Source organism: Geminicoccus sp., assembly GCF_036263595.1.
Classification (GTDB): domain Bacteria; phylum Pseudomonadota; class Alphaproteobacteria; order Geminicoccales; family Geminicoccaceae; genus Geminicoccus.
Genome location: NZ_DATAGQ010000165.1, coordinates 1 through 25665, shown reverse-complemented (window position 1 = coordinate 25665; position 25665 = coordinate 1). Strand labels below are relative to the sequence as shown.

Here is a 25665-nt window from a genome sequence, read left to right as displayed (position 1 = left end):
CCTGGGGACCTTTGCCGATCCGCGCGAGCAGGGTGGTGCGGCCAACGAGCGGGCGAAGCGCTCCGGGCACAAGGTGGTCGAGCGGATCGAGATCGGTGGCGAGGAAAAGCTGCGCTACCTGCCCTACCGCGCGGATCTCGGCATCGTGCGCGGCTCGATCGGCGACCAGGCCGGCAATATCAGCTTCGTCCACGAGGCGGCGGATCTCGATGCGCTGGGCGTCGCCACGGCCACCCACAGCACCGGCGGGCGGGTGATCGCCCAGGTGAAGGAGATCGTTCCGCGGCACCAGTTGCCGGCGCGGCAGGTGACGCTGCCGGGCATCCTGGTCGATCATGTCGTGCATCATCCCGGGCAGCAGCAGACCTATCTCGGCGAGTTCGACCCGGCGATCAGCGGGGAGATCTGGCGTCCGCACGACGAGGCACCGCTCGACGAGAAGCCGCCGCACGGGCCCCGGCTAATCATCGCCAAGCGCGCCGCCTTGGAGATCCAGGCGGGAGCCTCGGTCAATTTCGGCTACGGCATTCCCGGCACCATCCCCGGGGTGCTGCGCGAGCGCGGCCTGATGCAGACGCTGTGGGTCACGGTCGAACAGGGCATCCATAACGGCGACCTCTACGACGACTTCATGTTCGGTGCGGCGCGCTATCCCGAAGCGATCGTCAGCTCGACCCGGCAGTTCGACTTCTATTCGGGCGGCGGCGTCGATGTCGGCTTTCTCGGCATGGGCGAGATGGACCGCATCGGGAACGTCAACGTCAGCCGGCTGGGCAGGCGTGTCGTAGGCCCAGGCGGCTTCGTCGACATCAGCCAGAACGCGAAGGAGATCGTGTTCTGCGGGACGTTCGACGCCAAGGGTACCAGGTACCGGTTCGAGCCCGGCAGGCTCGTCCTGGAACAGCCGGGCGAGGTGAAGAAGCTGGTCGACCATGTGCGCGAGGTAACGTTCTCGGGGATCTATGCGCGAAAGCGGGGCCAGAAGGTCCTTTACGTCACGGAGCGCGCGGTGTTCCAGCTGGAGCCGGAAGGGATCGTGCTGGTCGAGGTGGCGCCGGGTATCGACCCGAAGAAGGACGTGATCGACCAGATGGAGTTCGCACCGCGGGTGGCCGAGCCGCTGAAGGTGATGGACCCATCGATCTTCGCCTAACCCTGGGTCGTTCTCGCCAGCAGGATGAACTTGTCGGCGGCCATCGGTGACATGGCCGCGGGAGGCCTTGGTCTTGAAGAACTACGACTACGTCATCGTCGGCGGCGGCAGTGCCGGCTGCGTGCTGGCGGCACGGCTGACGGAGCTGCCGGACGTGCGGGTGCTGCTGCTGGAAGCGGGTCCGACCGATACCGAGCCCTATATCCACATGCCGGTCGGTTTCTCCAAGCTCACCGCCGGACCCCTCACCTGGGGCTATACGACGGCACCGCAAAAGCACTGCTACAACCGCGAGATCGTCTACGCCCAGGGGCGGGTGATCGGCGGGTCGAGCTCGATCAACGCGCAGATCTACACCCGCGGCGCGCGGGAGGACTATGATCGCTGGGCCAACGAGGAAGGCTGCCCGGGCTGGTCGTTCGACGAAGTGAAGCCCCTGTTCGTGCGGGCGGAAGACAACGACACCTTCGCCGACGATCTGCACGGCGTGGGCGGGCCGCTCGGGGTCTCGCAGCTGGCCCCGCAGATGCTGACCCGGACGTTCGTGCGGGCCTGCCAGCAGGCCGGCATTCCCTACAATGCGGACTTCAATGGAGCAAAACAGGCGGGCTCGGGCGTCTACCAGACCACGATCCGCGGCGGGAAACGCTGCTCGGCGGCCGTGGGGTACCTGAACCCGGCGCGCTCACGGCCGAACCTGGAGGTCATGACCGACTGCCGGACGACCAAGATCATCGTCGAGCAAGGCCGGGCAGTCGGGGTCCGCTTCCTGCAGGCGAACAATGAGCGCGAGGTCCGCGCCAACCGGGAGATCCTGCTGACCGCAGGCGCCATCGGCTCGCCGAAGCTGCTGATGCTGTCCGGGATCGGGCCGGCCGACGAGTTGCGGGCGCTGGGCATCCAGGTGGCGCACGACCTTCAGGGCGTTGGCCGGAACCTGCACGACCATTACGGCACCGACGTCATCTACGAGCTGAACGACCAGGTCAGCTTCGACCGCTACAAGAAGTGGCATTGGATGATGTGGGCCGGGCTCGAATACAAGCTGTTCGGCAAGGGGCCGGTCGCCTCGAACATCGTGGAGGGCGGCGCCTTTTGGTTCGCCGAGCGCGACGCACCGGTGCCGGACATGCAGTTTCATTTCCTGGTGGGTGCGGGCGTGGAAGCGGGCGTGGCGGCCGTCCCGTCCGGCGCTGGCGTTACCATGAACAATTACTGCCTGCGGCCACGCTCGCGCGGGTCGGTGACGCTGCGCTCCAGCGACCCCGCCGCGGCACCGGTGATCGACCCGAACTACCTGGCGGAGCCCTACGACCTGAGGGTGTCGGTCGAGGGGCTGAAGAAGATGCGCGAGATCATGGCACAGCCGGCGTTCGCCAAGCTCGTCAGGCGCGCCCATCACCCCGCGGACATCCGCTCGGACCAGGAGGCCCAGGAGTTCCTCCGCCGCTCCGGCCGCACATCCTACCATCCGGTCGGCACCTGCAAGATGGGCCAGGACGAGCTGGCGGTGGTCGACCCGCAGCTCAGGGTGCGCGGGATCGAGGGCCTGCGCGTGTGCGATGCCTCGATCATGCCGAGCATGATCGGCTCCAACACCAACGCGCCGACCATCATGATCGGCGAGAAGGCATCGGACCTGATCCGTGGCAACCGCAAGGCCGCCTGACCGGCTTCCTGTCAGCGGCGGAGCGCGTCCGGCAGCTCAGTGATCGATTCGAGCGTCACGAACTCCGCCGCCAATTCGCCCGTCACGGTCTCGTGCGCCCAGGTGACGTGGTAGGGGATGTGGAAGGCGCGTCCCCTGATCGCGACGACGGGGAGCACGTCGGAGCGCACCGAGTTGCCGACCATGGCGAACTCGTCGGCGCTCGCCCCGTGGCGGTCCAACAGGCGGCGATAGGTGGCGTCGTCCTTCTCCGAGACGATTTCGATGCGCTGGAACAGTTCAGCCAGGCCGGAGCGGGCGATCTTGCTCTCCTGGTCGAAGAGGTCGCCCTTCGTGATCAGCCAGAGCTCGTGATCCTGGGCACGCAGTGTCGCCAGCACCTCCGCCGCGCCATCGATCAGCACGGTCGGGTGCTCGATCATGGTCCGTCCGACGCGCAGGATCGCCTGGATGTCCTCGGCCGGGATCTGTCCGCGGGTGACCTCGATCGCCGTCTCCACCATCGACAGCATGAAGCCCTTGATGCCGTAGCCGTAGATGGCGAGGTTGCGCCGCTCGGTGGCCAGGAGCGTCGCATCGATCTCGTGGGAAGGGATGTCCACGTGCCGCAGCAGGAGATCGCGAAAGCGGTCCTGCGAGGTCGAGAACAGCGTCTCGTTGTGCCAGAGGGTATCGTCCCCGTCGAACGCGATGACCGGGGCGGCAGCGTCGCCAGGTCTTCGGTGCTCATGTCGAATTCTCCGCAAGGTCGCACGATGCCGATGGCGCGGCGCCGACCTTGGTAACCGACATCATCAAGACGAGACAGCCGATCGACGCCACGGCACCGCAGGCGGCGGCCGCCCACCAGCCGAAACTCCCGGCACAGGCCGCGAACAGGGGTGGTCCCAGGAGCGAGCCGGCCGCTCCGAACTGGGTGAACAGGCCATTGGCCGATGCCAGCTCGCGATCCGTCCGGGCAACCTGCGGCAGCATGGCAAAGGCCAACCCTGGGAAGATGCCGGAGATGGCGTTGAGGACGATGGCGGCCGTGGCGGCGACAGCCGGCACGGGAGCGTCCTGGAACACGAGGAACAGCATGGCGGCTGGCAGGATGATCGCCACGACCATCGAGAGGCGCTGGCCGCGCCGGGCATGGGCCTGCCAGGCCGCCACGAAGCTGCCGAGCACGGTGACAAACGATGCGATGCCGGTGACGAGGCCGGCGGCACTGGTGCTGGCACCCGCCCGGTCGACCAGGAAGATCGGCAGCAGGGCGAGCAGGCCCACCTCGAAGGCCGTGTAGCAGCCAAAGGCCATGGTTAGCTTCCAGGCCGCCGGGCCTGGCCGCGCGGGGCGGGACATGGGTGCGGCTACCGGCCCATGCCGGCCGATCGGCAGGAGCAGCGTGCAGATGGCCGCGGCAAATGCGATGGCGCTGCCGCCGACCAGCGCGCCTCGCCACGACCACAGGTCCGCCACGATGCCTGACAGGATGGCGCCGAGCGCCAGGCCTACCGGCACGAAGCTGCTCCACAGGGCCAGCGCCACGCCCCGCTGGTTCGGCAACGCCGTCTGCATGATCAGGAGCGGTGCCGCGATCACCACCGCCAGGTAGGCGACGCCTTCCACGACCCGCCAGGCAAGCAAGCTGACCGCCCCTCCAGCCAGTCCCTCGCCCAGCCCGGCCAGGGCGAGCAGCGCGATGCCGGCAAGTAGCGCGCGCCTGTAGCCAATCCGGGCGATCGCCCTGCCTGCCATCAGGCCTATGGTCGCCCCGCCGAGTTCGAGCAACGACACCACCAGGGCGGCTGTCGTCAGGCCCAGCATGAGGTCCGCCTGGATGAGCGGCAGCAGGGCCGACATCTTGCCGAGCTGGGCCGCCGCGATCACGCCCATCAGGTAGAGCCAGCCGATCGCAAGCCATCGCGCCATCATGAACTCCAGCCGATCCGCGGCCGGCTAGCTCTTGCCATGGTCAAGCGACGCTTGCAGCGAATAGAATATGCGTCGTGGAGGCTCAGATGAGCGAGATCTCGATTGCATGCGCGGAGCCGGCAAGACTGGGCCGGTCGCTGCGGACATGGCGGACCTTGCGGCGCATGAAGCAGCACCATGCTGCCGAGCTGCTGGGCGTATCGCAGACCACGATCTCGCGCTGGGAGAACGGCCTGCAGGCGCCGACGCCAGCGGAACAGTCGGACATCCGGCGGCTGATGCAGGCCCGGCTCGACAGTGCGGCGGACCGCGAGCTGGCACGGCTGGTCCGCCAGTCGACAGCCGAGGTCCACCTGATCTGCGACCTGACCCACCGCCTGCTGGATCTCTCGCCAGCCAGAGCGCGCATGTGGAGCGTACCGGCCACCGACCTGCTCGGCACGTCGCTTTGGCGCTACGCCAGCAAGGAGATCGTCACCGCCGAGCGGAACCTGCCGCAGGCGGGATGGTTCGAGCCGGCCCCGCCCGCGCTGGAGCTCGATACAGGTGCCAACGGTTCGAGCGTGGTCCGCATCCGGCCGAGCCGGTTGAAATGGGTGCGCTTCCAGCTGTCGGACGGCAGCTTCGCCCGGCTGGTGCAGACCGTGGCGGCAGCGGCGGCGGCCTGAGCGGGAACCCGAACAGGTGTTTGCGCGCTCTCCAAGCGACCGCTAGCTTGCGCGTCCTCCATGCTCGGGAAGGTGAAACGCATGATCCGCCACGTCGTCCTGTTCAAGCTGCGCAAGGACCTGGACGAAGGAAAGCTGCAGAGGATTTTCGACGGGCTGGCCGGCCTGCGCCATGCCATCCCCGGCATGGTCGACTTCCACGGCAGCGCCAACTGCAGCCCCGAGGGCCTGAACAAGAACTACACCCACGGCTTCACCATCGACTTCATGGATGTCTCCGCGCGCGACGCCTATCTGGTCGATCCGGAGCACAAGTCGCTCGGGCAGCAGCTGACCGAGGCGTCCGAGGGTGGTGTCGAGGGGCTGCTGGTGCTGGACATCAACCTCTCCGACGCACACTGAGGCGGGCGGCAAGGCATGTTCAGGCCAGCAGATGCTGGGTCGGCATGCCCAGCCGCTCCGCGATGATCACCCGGTGGCACTGGTGCGGCTGGCGCTCGTAGCAGAGCAGGCAGCAGCGCTTTTGCCGGGCGAGCGTCCGGAGCGTTTCGAGGGCATGGATTGCTTCGGGGCTTTCCATGTGGGCGTCGAAGATCCGGCGGAGCTCGTCGTAGCGGCCCGTCCGTGCGGCCAGGCGGCCGTCGGCAGGCGTGCCGAGTTCCCTCAGGTGAAGATAGTCGACGCCCACGGCGGCCACGCCCGAGCGCAGTGCATTCTTGGAGAAGCCTGCCCGCCGGGAGGCGGAGACTGCGCGCACGTCGACCAGAAGCTCGATCCCGGTCGCTTTCAGGACGTCCAGGACGTCCTGCTGGGCTAGACCTTCATAGCCGACGGTGAACAATGGACGGGTCATGCCGTGCCTCCTCCTTTGCATGCCGGGTTGGCGGGAAGTGACGGCGACCGCAAGTCTTCTGGTGCGATGAACCGCAGCGGTACCGGATCGTCGTCGCGGGAGGGTGGTGCGGCATGCCGAAGTATCGTGACGTCGGCCTGGTGCTGCTTGCGGCGCTGATCGGCGTGCTGGCGGGCGTGGTCGTGTTCGCGATGAGCTGGATCGCCTACCGGCTCAACGTCCTCCTCTTCCTGCTGCCGGACGGCATACGCATCAGCGCCCAGGCCTCCCTCGCCCACCCCATGCTGGCCCTCGTCCCGGCGGCCGGCGGTGCGCTCATGGGCGCAAGCATCTGGCTGGCACGCCGCTCCGCAGCCCGCCGCCCGATCGATCCCATCGAGGCGAATGCCCTCTATGGCGGCCGCATGTCCCTGAACGAGAGCATCCGGGTCGCCGCGCAGACGATCATCTCGAACGGATTCGGTGCGTCGGTCGGGCTGGAAGCCGGCTACACCCAGATGGGTGCCGGCATCGCCTCGCGGATCGCGCGTGCCCTGAAGCTGCGCCGCGCGGACGTGCGCATGCTGGTTGGCTGCGGTGCGGCAGGCGCCATCTCCGCGGCCTTCGCCGCACCGATCACCGGCGCGTTCTATGCCTTCGAGCTGATCATCGGGGTGTATTCGGTGGCGCTCGTGGCGCCGGTCATGGCGGCAGCCCTGGCGGCCAGCGTCACCGCGTCACTGCTCGGTGCCGTGCAGACACCGGTCGATATCGGGATCGTCCCTGCCCTCCGGCCTCAGGACCTGGTCCCCTTCCTCGTGCTGGGCGTGATCGGCGGCCTGGTTTCAGTGGCGATCATGCGGCTGGTCGCCCTGGTGGAGCAGGGATTCAGTCTGGTCAGGCTGCCGGCACCCATCCGCCCGGTTCTCGGCGGCGCGCTCGTGGGCATGCTAGGGCTGATGGCACCCCAGGTGCTGTCGTCGGGGCATGGCGTGCTGCATGTGGAACTGGGTATCGAGCAGGGGATCCTGGCGCTGGCCGCCTTGTTCGTGCTCAAGATCCTGGCCTCGGCCATCTCGCTTGGATCGGGATTTCGCGGCGGCCTGTTCTTCGCGTCGCTCGTGCTGGGCGCGCTGCTTGGCAAGCTGTTCGAGGCGGGTGTCGTGGCTGCCGGGGTCGGGCTCAGCCCGGAACCGGTCATGGCTGCGGTCGTCGGCATGGCCTGCCTCGCAGTGGGCATCGTCGGCGGGCCCATGACGATGACGTTCCTGGTGCTGGAAACGACCAACGACATCGCCATCAGTGGTGCCGTGCTGGCTGCATCGATCATGTCATCGGTCGTGGTGCGTGAGACGTTCGGCTATTCCTTCTCGACCTGGCGGCTGCACCTGCGCGGCGAGACGATCCGCAGCGCCCAGGACATCGGCTGGATCCGCAACCTCACGGTCGGCTCGATGATGCGGTCCGACGTGAAAACCGTGCCGCTGTCGGCGACCCTCGGCCAGTTCCGGGCCGCCATCCCGCTGGGCTCCACCCAGCGGGTGATCGCCCTCGATGAAGACGGCCGTTATGCCGGGATCGTCCTGGTCGCCGACGCCTATCTTGAGGACAGCGAATCCTCTGGCAGTGCCGCGGATCGCCCGTCCACCATTGCGGGCCTGCTCCGCTGCACCGACTGTACGCTGGTGCCCAGCATGGACGCCAAGGAAGCGGCGATGCTCTTCGAGCAGTCCAACACCGAGGAACTGGCAGTGGTCGACGATCCGGAGTCGCGCTGGCTGGTGGGCCTGTTGACGGAAGGCCACCTGCTCCGGCGCTACGCGGAGGAAGTGGACAGGGCGCGCAGGGATCTTGCCGGTGAGGGCTAGCCGCCCTTGACGGCGCCCGCCGTCAGCCCAGCCACGATCTGGCGCTGCGCCAGCACGGTCAGCAGCAGGACCGGCAGCGTCACCAGGAGAGCCGCGGCCGCGAGCGGCCCCCAGCTCAGCTGTTCGAACGAGATCATGTTGTAGACCGCGACCGGCAGGGTCCGGGTCTCCCGGCCGGCCAGAACGATGCCGAACACGAAATTGTTCCAGGAGAAGATCACCGCCAGGATGAACGCCACCGTGATGCCTGGCCTTGCGACCGGCAGCGCCACGTGCCTGAAGACCTGCCAGCGGTCTGCACCGTCGATGGTAGCGGCCTCTTCCAGCTCCACCGGCGTCGTCTCGAAATAGCCGATCATGATCCAGATGATGATCGGCACGGTGATCACGAGGTGGATGATGATCTGCGGCAGGAGCGTGCCCATCACGCCCAGCCACTGGAACAGCAGGAAGAGCGGGATCAGGTAGGAGAGCCCGGGCGTCATCCGCGCGATCAGCACGACCACGGCCGACTTGTTGGCCTTCATCCTGGCCATGCCGTAGCCGGCCGGCACGCCGACCGCCAGGCCGAGCAAGGTGGCGCTGCCCGTCACGACGATCGAGTTCAGGAAGTAGGTCCCGAACCGGTTCGATTCGAGCACGGCTGCGTAATTGGACCAGGCGAACTGCTCCGGGATCAGGACCGGCGGGTAGGCTGCGTTGTCGATCTCGTATTTGAGCGAAAGCGAGAGCATCCACACGAAGAACATGACCGCCGGCGATACGATCATCAGGACCGCGAACCATAGACCGATCCGGTTGAGGAGTTGCCGCAGCCTCATGCGCCCACCCCCACCTCGGTCCACTTGGTCCGCTGCTTGAGCCAGAGCAGCAAACAGGCCAGGCCGATCACCATCAAGAAGAAGACGACCGCGATCGCGGAGCCGTAGCCGATGTCGTAATAAGCGAAGGCCACGCTGTAGAGGTAGAGGTTGATGGTCTCGGACGCCGTGCCAGGCCCGCCCTGCGTGATGGCGTAGATGATGTCGAAGCTCTTCAGCGCGTCGATCGAGCGGATGATCGCGGCCACCATGATGAACGGCATGACCAGCGGCAGGGTGATGTGCCGGAAGGTCTGCCAGGCGGTAGCACCGTCGATGCGGGCACTCTCGTAAGGCTCCGTCGGGATGGCGGCGAGGCCCCCCAGCACGATCAGCATGACGAGCGGCGTCCACTGCCAGGTCTCGACCAGGACCAGGGACGGGATCACCGTCGCCGGGTGGAAGACCCAGAGCTGCGGGGGAATCCCGACGAGCGACAAGAGGTAGTTCAGGACACCCAGTTGGGGATGGAACATCATCGCCCAGACCAGCGCGATGGCGACCGGTGTTGCCATCATCGGCATGACGAACAGGCCGCGCAGGAAGCCGCGTCCCTTGAAGTTCTGGTGGAAGACGATCGCCGAGAACAGGCCCAGCACCAGGGGCAGCAGCACGGCCAGTGCTGTGAAGACCAGCGTGTGGACGATCGCCTCGTGGAAGCGGAGGTCGGTGAAAAGCCGCATGAAGTTGGCGGCGCCGACGAAGCTGCTGCCGCCGCCCACCTGCCACTCGTGCAGGCTCATCCAGAGCGTGAAGGCCCAGGGAAACACGATGACGGAGCCGACCACGAGCAGGGCCGGGAGCACGAACGGCCAGTAGGAGCCGCTGCGCCACCCGTCCCTGGCGGGACGGGTGGCGGCCTGCGGCGCTGGCTTGTCCAGTGCCAGGCTGCTCATGCCTCGCTCTTCTCCAGGACCGGCTTGAACTGCTCGGTCGCCTGCTTGAGGAGCGTGGCCGGATCGCCCTGGGCCAGGAGCGTGGTCAGCGCCGTGCCGAACGTGTCGCGGAATTCGGTCACCGGAACGATCACGGGCAGGCCGAGCTGGCTGATCTTGGCCGATTCAACGACCGCGTCGACCCAGGCCGCCGGCAGCTTCACGCCTTTGCGGACTTCCGGATCGTTCAGGATCGAGTTGCGGAAGGGCACGCCGCTGCCGGACTGCAGGAGCCGGGTACCCATCAGCTTGGACACGGCCCACTGGCAATAAAGGTAGCCGGCCTCCTTGTTGGAGCTGGCCTCGGCCACGCCGATCCCGTCGCCGAAGGTCGCGGAGACCTGGGCGACCGGTCCCTTCGGCATGACCCCATAGCCGACCTTGCCGACGATGCGCGACTTGGTGGGATCCTCCAGCGGCGGCGCGAAGCCGACGCCGTCCATCCACATCCCGACCTTGCCCTGCAGGAAGGCCGACTGCGATTCCGACCAGTTGAAGCCGGCAATGCCCGGAGGGCCGCACTTGGTCATCAGGTGCTGGTAGAGCCTGGCCGCCTCGATGGCCTCAGGCGAATCGGTCCTGAGCTGGCCCTGCTCGTCCACCATCTGGCCGCCATAGCCCAGCAGGAAGGACGTCCAGACCGGCACGTTGGCGTTGCGCAGGCCGCGCGCCACGAAGCCGTACTCGCCGGCATCCGGATCGGTCAGCGCCTCGGCCGCCTTGACCAGCTCGTCGAAGGTCGTGGGATAGGCCACGCCCTTCTTCTCGAAAATTTCCTTGTTGTAGTAGATCATCCAGTAGTCGACCGAGAGCGGCAGCGAGTGCATCTCGCCGGCATCGTTCTTGGCGTAGAGAAGACCCGCCGACGAGAAGTCGCTCTCGACCAGGCTCGCCTCGGTGAGGTCCGAGTTCTTCAGGAAGGCGGAGAAGTCGGCCAGCCACTTGGCCTTCTCGAACTGGCGCTTCTGCACGTGGTAGCTCAGATGTACCACGTCAAAGCTGGGGCTGCCCGAGGTCAGCTCGATCACCGCCTTCTGGCGCTGCTGCTGCTCCGGGATCTGCTCCGAGCCGACCTGGATGCCGGTCAGCTCCGTAAACTCGCTCTCGTATTTTTGCAGGGTCTCGCCGCGGGGACCCTTGGTCAGCATGACCTCAAGTTCGGTCCCGTCGAACGCCTTCCAGTTGACGTCGGCGAAGGCATGCCGCGTGCCGGACAAGGCGAACGCGCCCATGGCCATGCTGCCAGCCATCACCGATCGCCGGGTCGTCCTGCCGAACGTCATCTTCATTCCTCCCATCGGCCGTCTCTCGTCAGCGGCACGTTCATCGTGGGCAGGGCGGGGACGATGTCCCGGCGCCGCCATGCCCGATCATTGGCCGGATTGTTGACCACGAGACGGCAGAGCTTGCAAGCACAATGTGCACCTACTAACATGTCAGTACTAGAACAGACGGATGATGCACGGTATGAGCGGCGAACGGTTCGGACTGGCGGCGGCACTGGCGACGCCGTTCACCGAGGATGGCAGCATCGATCTGCAAAGACTGGTGCGCCATGCCAGCTGGTGCCTGGCCAATGGCTGCGGCCGAGTTACCCTGTTCGGCACGACCGGCGAGGGTGCGTCCATCGACGACGATGAGCGCGAGCCGGTCTGGCAGGCGCTGGAGGCGGTCGGGATCGGGGGTCACCAGCTGGTCGGCGGCGTCGCCGCATCGACCATCTCTTCCGCTGCAAGGCAGGCGGCGCAGGCCTACGATCATGGCGCCCATGCCGTCCTCCTGGCACCGCCCTATTACTTCAAGGGCGTGGACGACGAGGGGCTGTTCCGCTGGTTCGCCGCCCTGATCGAGCGGCTTGGCGGCCAGGCCCGCGACCTGCTGCTCTACAACATCCCGTCCGTCACCAGCGTGACCTTGAGCGTCGCGCTGGTCACGCGGCTGGCGCAGGCTTTCCCGGGTGTGGTGACCGGGGTGAAGGATTCCTCCGGCGACTGGCCCTATACCGAAGCGCTCCTGGCTGCGCACGCGCGGGACCTGACGATCCTGGTGGGTGATGAGCGCCACCTGGCGAGAGCCGTGCGGATGGGGGGTGCCGGTGCCATCTCGGGGCTGGCCAACCTCTGCCCCGAGATCCTGTTGCCGCTCGCAGAGAAGGGCCAGGACGACCCGCGCATCGTGACCCTGGTCGACGATCTCTGCCGGTTGCCGGTGATTCCTGCCGTCAAGGCGCTGGTCGCGCTTCAGAGCGACGACGGGAGCTGGGCGAGCGTCCGCCCCCCGCTCCTGCCCGCGCCCGACGCCGCCATCCGCGACCTGGGCCGGAGCCTGGAGGCAGTGCGCAGGCCGCTCCCGGCCGGCAAGGCCGCATGAGGGACGAGGCCGAGGATGGCCGGTCGGCGCCGAAGCTGCGCGAGCAGGCCTATGACCGCTTCACCCACCATCTCCTCGGCAAGGACCTGAAGCCGGGCCAGTTCGTCTCGCAGCGTGAGCTGGTGGCGCTCACCGGCATGCCGCTCGGCGCCATCCGCGAGCTGATCCCGCGCCTGGAGGCGGAAGGCCTGATCCGCACCGTGCCCCAGCGCGGCATGCAGATCGCCCATCTCGACCTGAACCTGATCCGCGACACCTACCAATTGCGCCTGTTCCTGGAGAGGCCGGCCACCCGCTCGTTCGTCCATACGGCCAGCGACGCGGCGCTGAAGACCCTTCACGACCGGCATGCCAGCATCCTGCAGCGCGCGGAGAACGGCGAGCTCTCACCTGCCCTGCAGGCCGAGGCGCAGGCCACCGACTGGGGCATGCACGACCAGATCATCGACGCGCTCGGCAACGAGATCATCAGCAAGACCTACCGGGTCAACTCGATCAAAATCCGCCTGATCCGCGACGCCGCCGTCCGGATCAACGACCTCGTCGTCCCGGTCATGCGCGAACATCTGGGCATCATCGAGCGCATGCTGGCGCGCGACGAGGCCGGTTCAGAGGAGGCCATGGCGGCGCACATCGAGCGTGCAAGGCTCAGGGCGCTGAACATGGGCTGACCGGCCGAGGGCGGGACATCGTCGGCACTTGCGCGCGCCGCATGACGGGTTTCTGGTGGTCCCACAGGGAGCAACGAGGCGGGACCAACCTGGGCCCGCCCAGCCAGGGAAGCAACCGATGCGCGCACTGCGTTTCCACGGCGTGAAGGATCTCCGCGTCGAGGACGTTCCCCCGCCGGACAAGGCCGGGCCCGACGACGTGGTGGTGCAGACGGCGTGGTGCGGGATCTGCGGGACCGACCTGCACGAGTACATGGCGGGGCCGATCTTCATCCCGACCGAGACTGATCCGTTCACGGGTGCGAAGGCGCCGCAGATACTCGGTCACGAGTTCTCCGGCAAGGTTCTGTCGGTCGGCAGCAATGTCCGCAGCGTGAAGGCCGGTGACCGGGTCGCGATCCAGCCGCTGGTGGCCCCGCCCGACGACTTCTACGCGCGTCGCGGTTATGGCCAGCTCAGCGCCAGGCTCGGCATGGTCGGGCTGAACTGGCCCTGGGGCGGGTTCGGCGAGCAGGCGGTGCTCCGGGAGCAGAACGTCGCGAAGCTGCCGGACGAGGTGTCGGACGAGCAGGGTGCCATGATCGAGCCGGCCGCCGTGGTGGTCCACGCGGTCGACAAGGGCCGGGTCCAGGCCGGCAGCAGCGTATTGATTACGGGCGCAGGCCCCATCGGCGCGCTGACAGCACTCGCTGCCAGCGCCGCCGGAGCCACCCGGATCATCGTGTCGGAGACCAACCCGCTGCGCCGCGAGCGGATCATGGAGCTGGGCGTGGTCGATGACGTGGTCGATCCGGCCGCGGCCGACACGCGCAGGCGCATCGCCGACCAGACGGAAGGCGGCCAGGGGGTAGACGTGGCCATCGAGTGCGTCGGCCACGCCGGTGCGCTCGGCACCTGCATCGAGAACGTCCGCAAGCGCGGCACGATCGTGCAGGTGGGCTTGAGCGTCGGGCCCGGCATGGTCGACATCTCGATGCTGGTCACCAAGGACATCACGCTGGAAGGCAGCTGGTGCTATCCCCTCACCCTTTGGCCGCGCACCATCGCGCTGGTCGCGTCGGGCAAGATGCCGGTCGAGCGCATCCTGTCCGACAAGGTCGGGCTGGACGAGGCGGTCGGGCGGGGGTTCGAGATGCTGACGAAGCCGGGGGCCGGCAAGCTCAAGATCCTGGTGAACGCGGCCGCCTGATCCAGGCGGGATGCTTCCAGCGCAGATGAGCTTTGTTGCTGCGGGACCTGCTATCCTACAGTAGCGTCCGTGCGCGATCCGACGGACCACGAGGCGACGCCACGCATGAACATCTACGCCGCCACGCAGACGCTGCGTGATCGGGTCTGGATCGGCTACGTGCTCGCCTTGGCTGGCCCTGTCCTGATCCTCTGGATCCGGTTCGCGCTCGGCTCGGCGCTGATCGGGGTCCCTTTCCTGGCTTTCCTTCTGACGGTGATCGTCGCCACCTTCATCGGTGGCATGGGCGCCGGGATCCTGGCCACGCTGATGTCGGCGGTGCTGGCCGGCTATTACCTGTTCGAGCCAGCCAGTCCGAACCACGTGGTGCCGGACCGCTGGCTGGTGATCACCTTCTACGTGCTCATCAGCGGCGTGCTGATCCTGTTCGTGCAGTTCATGAACCGGGCAATGGGCCAGCTTTCGGCGTCGCAGCAGGAACTGTCCCGCCTGAACGAGACGCTGGAACAGCGGATCGCCGAGCGGACGCAGGAACTGGCCGCCGCCAACGCGCAACTGAAGGAAGAGATCCGGACCCGCGAGAGTGCCGAGGCACAGATGCGCCAGGTGCAGAAGATGGAGGCGGTGGGCCAGCTCACCGGCGGGATCGCCCATGACTTCAACAACATGCTGGCGGTCATCGTGGGAAGCCTCGACATGGCCCAGCGCCGCCTGAAGCGGGGCGACAGCGATATCCTCCGCTTCTTGGAAGATGCGATGGACGGGGCTGAGCGCGCCGCCAGCCTGACCCAGCGGCTCCTGGCCTTCTCGCGGCAACAGCCGCTGGCCCCGGTCGTCAGCGACGTCAACGCGCTGGTCGGCAGCATGTCGGAGTTGCTCCGGCGTACGCTGGGCGAGCATTTCCTGCTCGAATGCGTGCTGGCGGGCGGCCTCTGGCGCACCCGGGTCGACCCGGGCCAGCTGGAGAACGCGGTACTGAACCTGGCGGTCAATGCGCGCGACGCGATGCCGGCGGGCGGCCGGCTTACGATCGAGACGCTGAATGCCCGTCTGGACGACGCCTACGCGGCCGCCCATGCCGAGGTGGAGCCGGGGCAGTATGTCGTGGTCGCCGTTAGCGATACAGGCACCGGCATGCCTGTCGACATTGCCGCACGGGCCTTCGATCCGTTCTTCACGACCAAGGCTCCGGGCCAGGGCACCGGCCTCGGCCTGAGCCAGGTCTACGGGTTCGTGAAGCAGTCCGGCGGACATGTGAAGATCTACAGCGAGCCTGGCCAGGGCACGACGGTGAAGATCTATCTCCGACGCGAGATGGAACGGCTTGGTGGCGGCGAGGCCGGCAGTGGCGCCGAACTCCAGCCTGCCATGCCGAAGGGTTCCCGCAGCGAGCTCATCCTCGTGGTGGAGGACGACGCGGGGGTCCGCACGACCAGTGTCGGAGCCCTGCAGGAGCTCGGCTACAGCGTCCGCGACGCGGCATCTGGTGAGGAGGCGCTGGCCATCCTGGAGGAACAGCCGGATACCAGCCTCCTGTTCACCGATGTGGTGATGCCAGGCATGAGTGGCCGGCAGCTGGCCGAGGCGGCCCTGGCCCGTCTCCCCCACCTCAAGGTACTCTATACGACCGGCTATACACCCAATGCCATCGTCCATAGCGGCGTGGTCGACCCGGGGGTCGAGCTCATGACGAAGCCCTTCGCCCTGGACCAGCTCGCCCGCAAGGTGCGCAGCGTGCTGGACGGTCGGCTTCGCCGGGACTGAACAGCCAGCCCCACGACCAGGTCGACATTCTCCACTTCTGCACGACGAGCCCCGGCATCTTGAACTGGAAGCTGTAGTCGGCGCCCTTCTCGATCACGGCCTCGAACCTGGCGAACTCGGCCTTGAAGTCGCTCGCGTTCGCGACCTTGCGCGACAGGTGCAGTTCCAGCGTGTCCCTGCCCGAGCCGCCATGGAAAAGGTCCTGGCCAGCGCCAGCATCCAGGATGTCGAACACCAGCAGGTCGTGGCCACGCCCGCCTCGTGCCAGGTCGTCACCACCGCTCCCCGACCAGGTCTCCGCCTCCTTCGAGCCAGGAAGCGATCCGAGAACTCGGTTCCGCGCAGCGGTGGCTCGTTGCGCCCGGTCGGCGTGTCGCATTCCTCAACCGGGCGCGGTCGCGAAACGTAGTCGGCGCCATCGGCATGTGACAACACGATGCGCGTTTCACCCTCGTCCTGGAGGTCGCCGTGGCCGTTGCCGTCTACGAGATGGACCACGCTGTCCTCGGATGTCTGGCTACCGTTCAGCGCCAGGAGGATCGAGCCGTCCGACTGGACGTCCATCCCAGGTCCGGCCAAGGCGGCATGGCCTTCCGGCAGCAGGGCGGCACTCCAGATCTCCTGGCTCTCCCCCACCGCATCAATCGAATCGCTCTTGTCCTTGTCGGTCAGGCGCCAGACGCGATTGTTCCCGCCGCCCGTGAACTCGAAGGCATAGACCGAGCCGCTGGCAGCGTCATGGGCGAAGTCCGGGTTGACGCCATGGACGTTGCCATCAGCGATGAATACCGACACTTCGCCCGCCTGGATGTCGCCGCTGCGGTTCTTGTCGACGATCCGGTAGATCGCATCGGGGTCGCGGCCGTTGGTGTCGGTGACACAGGCGACATTGTCCGAGAACGAGATCTCGAACGCCGAGGAGTTCGGATTGATCGTCTGCAGGTCCAGCCAGACCTTGGCTTCGCCGGCATCGTTGGCGTTGCCGTCGCCGTTGCGGTCGTAGAGCCGGTAGACGCTGCCGGTGGCGTTGTCGCCCGCGAAGACCGAGCCGTCGTCGGCCCGGTGGATATTCAGGACCGAGACGAGCGGATCCCAGGCCCGCATCGTTCTTGCCGTCGAAGAAGACCCGGACCTCGCCGACGTCAGCCGCGTCGCCGTCCTTGTTCCCGTCCCTCAACAGATGGGCCGCCTCGCCTGATCATTTTTCCATTTCTGCTGCCATCGACCACACCATGCGCTCGGCCTGGCCGCCATCCTCGCCGTTGGTGACAGCGCACAGCGTGAAGGGCAGTGCGCTGTCTGCGAAATGGTACACGGCGGGCGAGCAGCCCGGTCCGCCGCCTGTATGTCCTTCCGGTCGGAGTGTTCCCGTCTCGTCCAGCTCGATCATCAGTCCAAGCCCATAGCCAGGCTTGCGCCATGGCCGCCCCTCGATCGGTCCGCCGACCGGCTGGCCCTGCCGCATCTGCGCCAGCAGTTCAGGCGGGAGCAGCTTGCCGGTCATCAGGCCGTGCAGGATGCGCGTGGCCGCCTCGGGCGTGCCACCGGCCACGCCGTGGGCTACCCAGCCGGGATGATAGTGACCGGCGACCGTTCTGCCCCCAAGCTGGCTGCTGCGTCCAAACAGGAATGGCCGCAACTCGTCCCGTAACGTCGGGAGGGAGACATCCCGGACCCCCAGCGGCGCAAAGATCTCACGATCCAGCACCCTACCGAGCGGCGCAGCGCCCACCTTTTCGAGGATGTCCTTCACCAGCATGTAGCCGACATTGGAGTATCGCCACCCTCGACCGGGCTCGAACAGCAGGCGGCCGGCTTCGGCACGCGCCAGGTACTCTGCACGGCTCCAGGGCGCCTCGCCGCTTCGCACCGCTGCCTGATAGGCCGGCAACGCGCCGTAGTCGCCGAGGCCACTGGTGTGCGCGAGCAGCTGGCGCAGCGTGAAGTCGGCGGCCGTGGCGGGCCCGTCCAGCCACCGCCCGGCTGGCGCGTCGAGTTCCAGGTCGCCCCGTGCGACCAGCCGCAGCACGGCCGCCGCCATGATCGTCTTGGTGAAGCTATAGAAGAGGAAACGGTGGCTGTTGCCTTCCCGTGGGCCCGCGAAGGTGATCGATCCCGTCCAGCATCGCTCCCCCTGGATGATGGCGATACCTGCAAATCCTGCGTCGGTGGTCAGCTCGCTGCACGCTGCGCGCAGCACCCTTTCGAAATCGGCAGCTCCTCGGAGTCCCAACACCATGGTTGCAGGGAATGACAGAATAGAACAATTCAAAGAATACGATCGATGAGATCAAATCTTGCGGAATATATAATTAGAATAGTTCGAAACTTTCCATCCTGTACTTGCGTCCTTGGAGCGGATGTCGTTTGACCGGCGCGCGCCGCTTGTCGGCGATGATGAAGGCATGACGGAGCAGGACATGACCATTGCGAACGCACCGGGCAACTGGATGCGCGGCGCCTTGCTGGCTGGGGCCGCGCTGCTGGCTGCCCAGCCGGCGCTGGCCGACGAGGTCAACATCTACACGACCCGCGAGCCAGGCTTGATCCAGCCGCTCCTGGACGCCTTCACCAAGTCGACCGGCATCGAGGTCAAGACCGTGGCGCTGAAGGAAGGCCTGGCGGAGCGCGTCGCCAGCGAAGGTGCCAATTCGCCCGCCGACGTCCTGATGACCGTCGATATCGGCAACCTCGTGGACCTCGTCGACGCCGGCGTGACCCAGCCGGTCAAATCGGACGCGCTGGAGGCGGCCATCCCTGCCAACCTGCGCGACGCCGACGGCAACTGGTTCGCCCTCTCGCTGCGGGCCCGCGTGCTCTACGCCGACAAGGACCTGACCGACCTCACCTCGTTCACCTATGAGGAGCTGGCCGATCCCAAGTGGCAGGACAAGGTCTGCATCCGCTCGGGCAAGCACCCCTACAACATCGCCCTGATCGCCACGATGATCGCCAAGGACGGTGCGGAGAAGACCGAGGTCTGGCTGAAGGGCGTGAAGGACAACCTGGCCCGCCCGGCAGCCGGCGGCGACCGCGACGTGGCGCGCGACATCATGGGCGACATCTGCTCCGTCGGCCTCGCCAACTCCTACTATGTCGGCCTGATGCGCAGCGGGCGCGGCGGGCCTGAGCAGGAAGATTGGGGCCGGGCGATCAAGGTGATCCTGCCGACCTTCGCCGATGGCAGCGGCACGCAGGTCAACGTGTCCGGCGCGGCGGTCGCCAAGAATGCGCCGAACCGGGACAGCGCCGTGAAGCTGCTCGAGTACCTCGTCTCCGACGAGGCGCAGGGTATCTATGCCAGCGCCAACTACGAGTACCCGGTAAAGCCGGGCGCGCCGGTCGACCCGATCATCGAGGCGCTGGGCCCGTTGAAGGTCGAGGCCATCCAGCTCACCGAGATCGCCGCGAACCGCAAGCAGGCCGCGGAACTGGTGGACAAGGTCGGCTTCGACGAGTGACACGGGGGCGGGTAGTGCCGGTTGGCGCTGCCCGCTTTCCCCTGTAGGAAGCTGCCGTCCCTTCCAGAGCTGAAATACTCCCTGCCCGATGGGCTCCATTCTCGGCCTTGCACGTGCCCGCTCGGGCAGCACCGGCGGCACCATCTGGCTCGCGGCATCCGGGCTGGTTGCCCTCCTGGTGCTGGCCCCGATCCTGACCCTGGTGGCGACGGCCACCCGGAGTTCCGGCGATCTCTGGCCCCATCTGATCAGCTACGTCCTCCCGCACGCTTTGTCCCAGACCGGGCTGATGCTGGCCGGCGTTTCCGTCATCGTCGTCTCGGTCGGCACCGGCAGCGCCTGGCTGGTCACTGCCTACGACTTCCCGTTGCGCCGCCTGTTCGAATGGGCGCTGCTCCTGCCGCTGGCGATCCCGACCTACATCATCGCCTTCGCCTATCTGGACCTGATGCACCCCATCGGGCCGGTGCAGGGCCTGCTGCGCGCCCTGTTCGACCTGCGACCACGCGACCTGCGCTTTTTGGAGATGCGCTCGCTCATCGGCTGCATCTTCGTGCTGGGCGTGGTGCTCTATCCCTATGTCTACCTGTTCGCCCGGGCGATGTTCCTGATGCAGGCGGCGAGCATGGTCGACGCGGCGCGCATGCTGGGCTCCAGCCAGATGGGCGTGTTCTTTCGAATCGCCCTGCCCATGGCCAGGCCCGCCATCGCGATCGGCACCAGCCTGGCGCTCATGGAGGCGCTCAACGACATCGGCGCCTCGGAGTTCCTGGGCGTCCAGACCCTGACCGTCTCGATCTATGCGACCTGGATCAACCGCACGAGCATGCCGGGCGCAGCCCAGATCGCCATCGCCATGCTGGTCGTCGTGGTGGCGCTGATCATGGTCGAGCGCCTGGCCCGTCGTCGCCAGCGCTACGCGGCCGAGGCCAGCCGCGCCCGACGGCTCGAGCCGATCCGGCTGCGCGGCGGCTGGGCGTTGCTCGCGCCGCTTCTCTGCTTCATCCCGGTCATGCTCGGGTTTTTGGCACCAGCCGGCTATCTCGCGAACGAAGCGCTCGAACGGCTGAGCTTCGCCGGCTTCTCACCCGTCCTCGTGCGCGAGACACTCAACACCATGCTGCTCTCGGCGATCGCGACCACCGTGGTCGTTGCCTGCGGCCTCGTCGTCGCCTTCGCCGCGCGGCAGTCCTCCCTGGGGTTGCTGCTGCTCCGGCTGGCCAGCCTCGGCTATGCCGTGCCGGGGACCGTGCTGGCGATCGGGCTGCTCTGGCCCATGGCGGCCGTGGATGACGCGCTGAACCGGTTGGGACTGGTCAGCGGCATGTTCCTGTCCGGGTCGGTCGCCGCCCTGGTCTATGCCTATGGCGCCCGCTTTCTCGCGATCTCGGCGGGCGGCATCGAGGCCGGCCTCGCGCGCATTCCGCCCTCCTTCGACCAGGCCGCCCGCATGCTAGGCCGCACCAGCACCGGCACCCTTCGCGCCATCCACCTGCCCCTGGTCCGCCCGGCGCTGGTGACCGCTGCGCTACTGGTGTTCGTCGACTGCATGAAGGAGTTGCCGGCAACGCTGCTGCTGCGCCCGCTGGCCTTCGAGACGCTGGCCACGCATCTCTATGGCGAGGCCGCCCGCGGGACCTACGAAGATGGCGCCATCGCGGCGATCTTGATCGTCCTGTTCGGCCTGATCCCGGTGATCCTCCTGGCGAGGCTCAGCCGGCAGGAGGCGTGAGCGGGCAGTTTTGGGGAACCGCCCGGCATGTCCGTCACGTCTGCCCTCAGGCTGGGACAGGCGCATCCTCGCGGACCAGCCCTTCCTTCTTCAGGTCCGCCCAGAACGCCGCCGGGATCTCCGTCCGGAAGATCGCGAGGTTCTCCTCCAGCTGCTGCACCGTCCGGGTCCCCGGGATGTTCGAGACGATCGCCGGGTGGGCCAGCACGAACTGCAAGGCGGCCGCCTTCAACGGCACCTGGTGGCGCGCGCAGACCTGCTCGATGCGCCTCGTCTTCTCCATGATAACCTCGGGCGCAGGGCTGTAGTTGTACTTGGCCCCGGGCACGGCACCGGTCGCGAGGATGCCGGAATTGTACCCGCCGCCCAGGACGACGGAGGCACCCCGCTCCTCGCAGAGCGGCAGGAAGCCATCCAGCGCCTCCTGCTCCAGGAGGGTGTAGCGGCCGGCCAGGAGGAAGCAGTCGAAATCCTGGCGCTTCAGCCCCTCGTGGCAGACCTGCCACTCGTTCACGCCCAGGCCCACCGCCTTGACCACGCCCTCGTCGCGCAGCTTCAGGATCGCCTTGGCGCAGCCTTCCATCGCCTGCTCGAAGATCTCCGGCTGCTGGTCACCGAAGTTGAACCGGTCGATGTCGTGGATGAACAGGATGTCGATCCGCTCGATCGCCAGCCGCTGGAGGCTGTCCTCGAACGCCCGCATGGTCCCGTCATAGGAGAAGTCGAACTGCAGCTGGAACGCGCCCGCGTTGACCCAAGGCTTGAAGTCGATCTGGTCGCGCCGCGCCGGGATCAGCCGCCGCCCGACCTTCGACGACACGACGAACTCGTCGCGCGGATACCAGCGCAGTCCCGCTCCGAGCCTGAGCTCGCTCAGGCCATGGCCATAGAGCGGGGCTGTATCGAAGTAGCGCACCCCGGCGTCCCAGGCGGCCGCGATCATGTCCCGGCTGGTCTCTTCCGTGATGGGCTTCAGGAAGTTGCCGATCGGTGCTGCGCCAAAGCCGATCTGGGTGACGTCCAGCCCGCTCCTGGGCATGCGGCGCTTGGCGATCGGATCCATCTATCGTCCTCCCCGGGGGCGGTTTTGGTAACCGTACGGTTACTTAAGGGGCATGGCAAGCTGCTGCAGGACGTTCCGGCCATCATGCCAAGCGCTGCCACGGAAAGAGAGGTCATTGACCCCGAGGCGAAGCTGGTGAATCGCTCGTGCAGCATCGAGACTCGGAGGTACGCCCGTGGCCCACTCGCACACCGCTCCGCCGCCTCCGATCGCGCTGCGCGTGAAGGCGATCGAGAGTCTCCTGGTCGAGAAGAAGTTGATCGACCCGGACGCGCTGGCTGCGGTTATCGACCTCTACGAGCGCAAGATCGGGCCGCGCAACGGCGCGAAGGTGATCGCCCGTGCCTGGGTGGATCCCGACTACAAGCAGCGCCTGCTCGACGACGGCAGCGCCGCCATCGCGGAACTCGGCTTTTCCGGTGCCCAGGGCGAGCACATGATCGTGCTGGAGAATACCGACAAGGTGCACAACGTCGTCGTGTGCACCTTGTGCTCCTGCTATCCCTGGCCGGTCCTGGGCCTGCCGCCGGTCTGGTACAAGTCGGCACCCTACCGTTCGCGCGTCGTCATGGAGCCCCGCGAGGTGCTCAAGGAGTTCGGGCTGGCGATCCCGGGCGACGTGGAAGTGAGGGTCTGGGACAGCAATGCCGAGCTTCGCTATCTCGTGCTGCCCCAGCGTCCAAAGGGAACGGAGGGGCTGTCCGAGGACGAGCTGGCCGAACTGGTCACGCGGGATTCCATGATCGGGACCGGCCAACCCGTCTACCCTTCCTGACCCCCCTTGGCGTGGAGCAGCTGACATGAATGGCGTGCATGACCTGGGCGGCCTGCACGGCTTCGGACCGGTGGTCCGGGAGCCGGACGAGGCGGTGTTCCACGCGGACTGGGAGCGGACGGTGTTCGGCCTGCTCGAGATGCTGGCCTACGAGGGCTACTTCAACATCGACGAGGCCCGCCACGCGATCGAGCGGATGGGTCCGGACTACCTGACCACGTCCTATTACGAGCACTGGCTGGCCGGTATCCAGATGCTCGGCATCGAGAAGGGGCTGTTCACGCGGGAGGAACTGGATCGCAAGATCTTGGCCCTGCAGGCGGAGGGCTGACGTCGTGACGACGATGACGAAGGACAATGTCGAGGCGGCCGCCCTCCAGGGTGGCCGATACCGCATGGACACCCAGATGCCGCCACGGTTCCACCAGGGTGACCGCGTCAGGGCGATCGCCTTCAATCCCAGGCACCACACCCGGCTTCCGGCCTATGCCAAGGGGAAGATCGGCGTGGTCGAGCGACATCAGGGCAGCTTCGTCTTCCCGGACAGCAATGCGCAGCGAAGGGGCGAGCAGCCGCAGCATGTCTACAGCGTGCGTTTCGAGGCGCGGGAACTGTGGGGCGACGAGCATACAGGTGCGGATGCCGTCTATCTCGACATGTGGGACAGCTATCTTGAACCCGTCAGTGGCTGATCGATCCAGCGAGTTGCTGCGAACCCTGGAAGACAGCGGGATCCCGGGCGATCGCCAGCCGCGGACCTTCAAGGAACCATGGCAGGCCCAGGCCTTCGCCATGGCGGTGGAACTCAGCCGGGCCGGCCTGTTCACCTGGCGCGAATGGGTCGAGCGCTTTTCAGCGGAGATAGGCGCCGCGCCCCAGGAACCGGGTGAAGACGCCGATGGTGCATATTATCGCCAATGGCTCACGACGCTCGAACAGATGATCGTCGAGCGCCAAGCCTGCGCCCCGGCGGAGATCGATGATCGTCAGGCCGACTGGCGGCAGGCCTATCTGCACACGCCGCACGGCCAGCCGGTCGAGCTGGAAAACGCGCGGCGCCACGGTCATGCCACGGATCTCCATGACGATGACCATGACAACCACCACCACGACCATCCGGCGTCGCACGCACCGGTGATGGTCTCGCCTGCGATCGGCGGCTAGCACCAGCCGATCGGGCGGTTCATTCGACGGCTGATCCCGGCCCGACAGCCAAGGCAGCCGGGCTTACCTGCGAGCCTTGCGCGCAGCATAGCGCTGATCGCGGGCGGCCTTCTGCTGGGCCAGCAGTGCTGCCTGCTGCTCCGCCTCCAGCACCGCCTGGGCGGCCAGCGCAGCCTTCTCGGCCTCGATCTCGGCTTCCCGCTGCAGCTTCTCGGCCGCACGCTGCGCCTCTAGCTCGCGCTTGGCGGCAGCGCGCTCCGCTTCACGGGCTTCTCGTGCGCGGATGACCGCTTCCCGCTCTGCGCGGCGCTGGGCGGCGGCCGGGTCATTGGCTGCCGCCTTGGCCTTGAACTTCTCGAGCAGGGCCTGCTTCGCCTGCGTAGAGCTCTGCTTCCGCTCGGCAAAGCCGACGCGGGACGAGTCATTGATTTTCGATTCAGTCATTTTTCGCATGTGAGGATGAAGCTGGTCTTTTCAATCCCGTGCACGACCTGTCCGGCCGCGAAAAACTTGCCAGGGCGGCCCTACCAGATGAGGTAGCCGCCATCAATCACGTAGGCGGAGCCCGTGACGAAGTTCGAGGCGGGGCTGGCCAGGTAGAGAGCCAGCGGGCCGATCTCCTCCGGGTTGCCGGGACGGCCCATCGGCACCTGCTGCACGAAGGTCTGGATGACCTCGGGCCTCAGTTCGTTCCAGCGCTTGTTGGCATCGGTCATGAACAGGCCCGGGCAGATCGCGTTCACGTTCACGCCACGCGTCGCCCAGTCGGCCGCCGTCGCCTTGGTGAAGTGCAGCAGGGCCGCTTTGGCGGTTTCGTAGTGGCGGCCGTGGATGCCGCGATTGGCGATGATGGCGCTGATCGAGGCGATGTTGATGATCTTGCCGCCGCCCTCGGGCCGGTCGAGCATCGAGCCGCCGATCAGCTTGGTGCACAGGAACGCGCTGGTCAGGTTCAGGTCGACCATCTTCTGCCAGGTCTCGAGCGGCATCTCCTCCGTCGGGATGTTGGCCTCGCGATTGCCGACATTGTTGATCAGGATATCGATCTGGCCGGGGATCGCCAGCGCCTCCTGGCAGGCCCGCTCGCAGTCGGCCGGGTCGGCCATATCGGTCAGGATCGTCCAGGCCTGACGGCCGAGCGCCCGGATTTCCCCGGCCGTGCTGTCCAGCGTTTCCTGCGTGCGGCCGGTCAGGATGACGTCGGCGCCCGCCTCGGCGATCGCCAGCGCCATCGCCCGGCCCAGGCCACGGCTGCCGCCCGTCACCATCAGCCGCTTTCCATCGACACGGAACAGATCAAGTACGCCCAAGGCTCGTCCCCCGCTTTTGCTGCCTGCCTACGCACCCACACCGGAGAGGCGGCCGTCAAGCTTCCTGCACCCTCGAAGTCATCATATCATTTGACCAAGCCATCACTGATATATTACTGAGCGCGTGAGACCGCCGCACAACAAGGCGAGAACAAGGGAGGCAGCCTTGCTGCTGGACGAGGATCGGCTCCTTCCGGTCGAGCCGAATGCGCGCTCGCTGGCAAGGCAGTTGTATGCGACGGTGACCGATGCCCCGATCATCAG

27 protein-coding genes are annotated in these 25665 nt (G+C 66.9%); 16 read left to right on the top strand and 11 right to left on the bottom strand.

The window, feature by feature from the left end:
- Together VHL31_RS17795 and VHL31_RS17790 are read left to right on the top strand one after the other, a co-directional pair.
- The coding region (locus VHL31_RS17795; protein ID WP_329662581.1) for a CoA-transferase at positions 1–1153 on the top strand (1153 nt) is incomplete at its 5' end.
- Between the two features lie 73 nt (positions 1154–1226).
- A complete protein-coding gene (locus VHL31_RS17790) occupies positions 1227–2822 on the top strand; it encodes a GMC family oxidoreductase (RefSeq protein ID WP_329662580.1) in 1596 nt (531 codons plus the stop codon).
- Positions 2823–2833: 11 nt separating this feature from the next.
- Here VHL31_RS17790 and VHL31_RS17785 read toward each other — a convergent pair whose 3' ends face one another.
- Entirely contained in the window at positions 2834–3568 is a 735-nt protein-coding gene (locus VHL31_RS17785) for an HAD family hydrolase (protein ID WP_329662579.1), read from the bottom strand.
- Entirely contained in the window at positions 3549–4736 is a 1188-nt protein-coding gene (locus tag VHL31_RS17780; protein WP_329662578.1) for a CynX/NimT family MFS transporter, read from the bottom strand. The genes VHL31_RS17785 and VHL31_RS17780 overlap by 20 nt, the downstream gene beginning before the upstream one ends.
- An 89-nt stretch (positions 4737–4825) precedes the next feature.
- Between VHL31_RS17780 and VHL31_RS17775 the strand changes: the two genes are divergently transcribed.
- On the top strand, positions 4826–5407 hold the full coding sequence (locus tag VHL31_RS17775) for a helix-turn-helix transcriptional regulator (protein ID WP_329662577.1): 582 nt from the start codon (positions 4826–4828) through the stop codon (positions 5405–5407).
- 81 nt (positions 5408–5488) lie between these two features.
- A complete protein-coding gene (locus VHL31_RS17770; RefSeq protein ID WP_329662576.1) occupies positions 5489–5809 on the top strand; it encodes a Dabb family protein in 321 nt (106 codons plus the stop codon).
- A 19-nt stretch (positions 5810–5828) separates the two neighbouring features.
- On the opposite strand, the gene VHL31_RS17765 is transcribed toward VHL31_RS17770, so the two are convergent.
- The gene (locus VHL31_RS17765) at positions 5829–6260 is read right to left on the bottom strand and encodes a DUF488 domain-containing protein (protein ID WP_329662575.1); all 432 of its coding nucleotides are present in this window, start codon (positions 6258–6260) and stop codon (positions 5829–5831) included.
- Positions 6261–6373: 113 nt separating this feature from the next.
- Between VHL31_RS17765 and VHL31_RS17760 the strand changes: the two genes are divergently transcribed.
- The gene (locus VHL31_RS17760) at positions 6374–8107 is read left to right on the top strand and encodes a chloride channel protein (protein WP_329662574.1); all 1734 of its coding nucleotides are present in this window, start codon (positions 6374–6376) and stop codon (positions 8105–8107) included.
- Here the strand turns inward: VHL31_RS17760 and VHL31_RS17755 are convergent.
- Genes VHL31_RS17755 through VHL31_RS17745 form a run of 3 tightly spaced genes read right to left on the bottom strand, consistent with a single transcriptional unit; the run spans position 8104 to position 11191 of the window.
- Positions 8104–8928, bottom strand: coding sequence for a carbohydrate ABC transporter permease (locus tag VHL31_RS17755; RefSeq protein ID WP_329662573.1), 825 nt, complete (start codon positions 8926–8928; stop codon positions 8104–8106). The two genes, VHL31_RS17760 and VHL31_RS17755, sit on opposite strands and share 4 nt — an antisense overlap.
- Positions 8925–9863 carry a sugar ABC transporter permease gene (locus tag VHL31_RS17750; RefSeq protein ID WP_329662572.1) on the bottom strand — a complete coding sequence of 313 codons (939 nt, stop codon included), beginning with the start codon at positions 9861–9863 and terminating at the stop codon, positions 8925–8927. The genes VHL31_RS17755 and VHL31_RS17750 overlap by 4 nt, the downstream gene beginning before the upstream one ends.
- A complete protein-coding gene (locus tag VHL31_RS17745; protein WP_349262479.1) occupies positions 9860–11191 on the bottom strand; it encodes a sugar ABC transporter substrate-binding protein in 1332 nt (443 codons plus the stop codon). Before VHL31_RS17745 ends, VHL31_RS17750 begins: the two co-directional genes overlap by 4 nt.
- A gap of 178 nt (positions 11192–11369) precedes the next feature.
- Between VHL31_RS17745 and VHL31_RS17740 the strand changes: the two genes are divergently transcribed.
- From VHL31_RS17740 to VHL31_RS17725, 4 genes are all read left to right on the top strand, one after another.
- Positions 11370–12272, top strand: coding sequence for a dihydrodipicolinate synthase family protein (locus VHL31_RS17740; RefSeq protein WP_329662570.1), 903 nt, complete (start codon positions 11370–11372; stop codon positions 12270–12272).
- Positions 12269–12943, top strand: a complete 675-nt coding sequence (locus VHL31_RS17735) for a GntR family transcriptional regulator (RefSeq protein ID WP_329662569.1) — start codon at positions 12269–12271, stop codon at positions 12941–12943. Before VHL31_RS17740 ends, VHL31_RS17735 begins: the two co-directional genes overlap by 4 nt.
- Before the next feature lie 118 nt (positions 12944–13061).
- Positions 13062–14132, top strand: a complete 1071-nt coding sequence (locus tag VHL31_RS17730) for a zinc-binding dehydrogenase (protein WP_329662568.1) — start codon at positions 13062–13064, stop codon at positions 14130–14132.
- 105 nt (positions 14133–14237) lie between these two features.
- Entirely contained in the window at positions 14238–15896 is a 1659-nt protein-coding gene (locus VHL31_RS17725) for an ATP-binding protein (protein WP_329662567.1), read from the top strand.
- Here the strand turns inward: VHL31_RS17725 and VHL31_RS27000 are convergent.
- Positions 15817–16275, bottom strand: coding sequence for a hypothetical protein (locus VHL31_RS27000; protein WP_414653765.1), 459 nt, complete (start codon positions 16273–16275; stop codon positions 15817–15819). The two genes, VHL31_RS17725 and VHL31_RS27000, sit on opposite strands and share 80 nt — an antisense overlap.
- 642 nt (positions 16276–16917) lie before the next feature.
- Between VHL31_RS27000 and VHL31_RS26995 the strand changes: the two genes are divergently transcribed.
- Entirely contained in the window at positions 16918–17094 is a 177-nt protein-coding gene (locus VHL31_RS26995; protein ID WP_414653764.1) for a hypothetical protein, read from the top strand.
- Here VHL31_RS26995 and VHL31_RS17715 read toward each other — a convergent pair whose 3' ends face one another.
- A complete protein-coding gene (locus tag VHL31_RS17715) occupies positions 17095–18096 on the bottom strand; it encodes a serine hydrolase domain-containing protein (protein ID WP_329662565.1) in 1002 nt (333 codons plus the stop codon).
- Positions 18097–18346: 250 nt separating this feature from the next.
- On the opposite strand from VHL31_RS17715, the gene VHL31_RS17710 reads away from it, so the two are divergent.
- Together VHL31_RS17710 and VHL31_RS17705 are read left to right on the top strand one after the other, a co-directional pair.
- Positions 18347–19357, top strand: a complete 1011-nt coding sequence (locus VHL31_RS17710) for an extracellular solute-binding protein (protein WP_349262480.1) — start codon at positions 18347–18349, stop codon at positions 19355–19357.
- An 88-nt stretch (positions 19358–19445) separates the two neighbouring features.
- Positions 19446–21089, top strand: coding sequence for an iron ABC transporter permease (locus VHL31_RS17705; RefSeq protein WP_329662563.1), 1644 nt, complete (start codon positions 19446–19448; stop codon positions 21087–21089).
- Between the two features lie 46 nt (positions 21090–21135).
- Here the strand turns inward: VHL31_RS17705 and VHL31_RS17700 are convergent, their stop codons facing one another.
- Positions 21136–22152: an aldo/keto reductase gene (locus VHL31_RS17700; RefSeq protein WP_329662562.1), complete on the bottom strand. Its 1017-nt coding sequence runs from the start codon at positions 22150–22152 to the stop codon at positions 21136–21138.
- A gap of 175 nt (positions 22153–22327) precedes the next feature.
- On the opposite strand from VHL31_RS17700, the gene nthA reads away from it, so the two are divergent.
- Genes nthA through VHL31_RS17680 form a run of 4 tightly spaced genes read left to right on the top strand, consistent with a single transcriptional unit; the run spans position 22328 to position 24091 of the window.
- Complete coding sequence (gene nthA, locus VHL31_RS17695) at positions 22328–22927, top strand: nitrile hydratase subunit alpha (protein WP_329662561.1); 600 nt, start codon at positions 22328–22330, stop codon at positions 22925–22927.
- Between the two features lie 25 nt (positions 22928–22952).
- The gene (locus VHL31_RS17690) at positions 22953–23258 is read left to right on the top strand and encodes a hypothetical protein (protein ID WP_329662560.1); all 306 of its coding nucleotides are present in this window, start codon (positions 22953–22955) and stop codon (positions 23256–23258) included.
- Between the two features lie 13 nt (positions 23259–23271).
- A complete protein-coding gene (locus tag VHL31_RS17685; protein WP_329662583.1) occupies positions 23272–23619 on the top strand; it encodes an SH3-like domain-containing protein in 348 nt (115 codons plus the stop codon).
- Positions 23612–24091, top strand: coding sequence for a nitrile hydratase accessory protein (locus tag VHL31_RS17680; protein WP_414653766.1), 480 nt, complete (start codon positions 23612–23614; stop codon positions 24089–24091). Before VHL31_RS17685 ends, VHL31_RS17680 begins: the two co-directional genes overlap by 8 nt.
- A 63-nt stretch (positions 24092–24154) precedes the next feature.
- Here VHL31_RS17680 and VHL31_RS17675 read toward each other — a convergent pair whose 3' ends face one another.
- Complete coding sequence (locus VHL31_RS17675; protein ID WP_329662559.1) at positions 24155–24535, bottom strand: DUF6481 family protein; 381 nt, start codon at positions 24533–24535, stop codon at positions 24155–24157.
- A gap of 80 nt (positions 24536–24615) precedes the next feature.
- Positions 24616–25401, bottom strand: coding sequence for an SDR family NAD(P)-dependent oxidoreductase (locus VHL31_RS17670; RefSeq protein ID WP_329662558.1), 786 nt, complete (start codon positions 25399–25401; stop codon positions 24616–24618).
- Positions 25402–25665: the final 264 nt, after the last annotated feature.

Coding starts and splice junctions, on each gene's coding strand:
- VHL31_RS17780 (WP_329662578.1), bottom strand. CDS start 4,736: ATGGCGCGATGGCTTGCGATCGGCTGGCTCTACCTGATGGGCGTGATC.
- VHL31_RS17775 (WP_329662577.1), top strand. CDS start 4,826: ATGAGCGAGATCTCGATTGCATGCGCGGAGCCGGCAAGACTGGGCCGG.
- VHL31_RS17770 (WP_329662576.1), top strand. CDS start 5,489: ATGATCCGCCACGTCGTCCTGTTCAAGCTGCGCAAGGACCTGGACGAA.
- VHL31_RS17765 (WP_329662575.1), bottom strand. CDS start 6,260: ATGACCCGTCCATTGTTCACCGTCGGCTATGAAGGTCTAGCCCAGCAG.
- VHL31_RS17760 (WP_329662574.1), top strand. CDS start 6,374: ATGCCGAAGTATCGTGACGTCGGCCTGGTGCTGCTTGCGGCGCTGATC.
- VHL31_RS17755 (WP_329662573.1), bottom strand. CDS start 8,928: ATGAGGCTGCGGCAACTCCTCAACCGGATCGGTCTATGGTTCGCGGTC.
- VHL31_RS17750 (WP_329662572.1), bottom strand. CDS start 9,863: ATGAGCAGCCTGGCACTGGACAAGCCAGCGCCGCAGGCCGCCACCCGT.
- VHL31_RS17745 (WP_349262479.1), bottom strand. CDS start 11,191: ATGAAGATGACGTTCGGCAGGACGACCCGGCGATCGGTGATGGCTGGC.
- VHL31_RS17740 (WP_329662570.1), top strand. CDS start 11,370: ATGAGCGGCGAACGGTTCGGACTGGCGGCGGCACTGGCGACGCCGTTC.
- VHL31_RS17735 (WP_329662569.1), top strand. CDS start 12,269: ATGAGGGACGAGGCCGAGGATGGCCGGTCGGCGCCGAAGCTGCGCGAG.
- VHL31_RS17730 (WP_329662568.1), top strand. CDS start 13,062: ATGCGCGCACTGCGTTTCCACGGCGTGAAGGATCTCCGCGTCGAGGAC.
- VHL31_RS17725 (WP_329662567.1), top strand. CDS start 14,238: ATGAACATCTACGCCGCCACGCAGACGCTGCGTGATCGGGTCTGGATC.
- VHL31_RS27000 (WP_414653765.1), bottom strand. CDS start 16,275: ATGCGACACGCCGACCGGGCGCAACGAGCCACCGCTGCGCGGAACCGA.
- VHL31_RS17710 (WP_349262480.1), top strand. CDS start 18,347: ATGCGCGGCGCCTTGCTGGCTGGGGCCGCGCTGCTGGCTGCCCAGCCG.
- VHL31_RS17705 (WP_329662563.1), top strand. CDS start 19,446: ATGGGCTCCATTCTCGGCCTTGCACGTGCCCGCTCGGGCAGCACCGGC.
- VHL31_RS17700 (WP_329662562.1), bottom strand. CDS start 22,152: ATGGATCCGATCGCCAAGCGCCGCATGCCCAGGAGCGGGCTGGACGTC.
- VHL31_RS17690 (WP_329662560.1), top strand. CDS start 22,953: ATGAATGGCGTGCATGACCTGGGCGGCCTGCACGGCTTCGGACCGGTG.
- VHL31_RS17685 (WP_329662583.1), top strand. CDS start 23,272: ATGACGAAGGACAATGTCGAGGCGGCCGCCCTCCAGGGTGGCCGATAC.
- VHL31_RS17675 (WP_329662559.1), bottom strand. CDS start 24,535: ATGACTGAATCGAAAATCAATGACTCGTCCCGCGTCGGCTTTGCCGAG.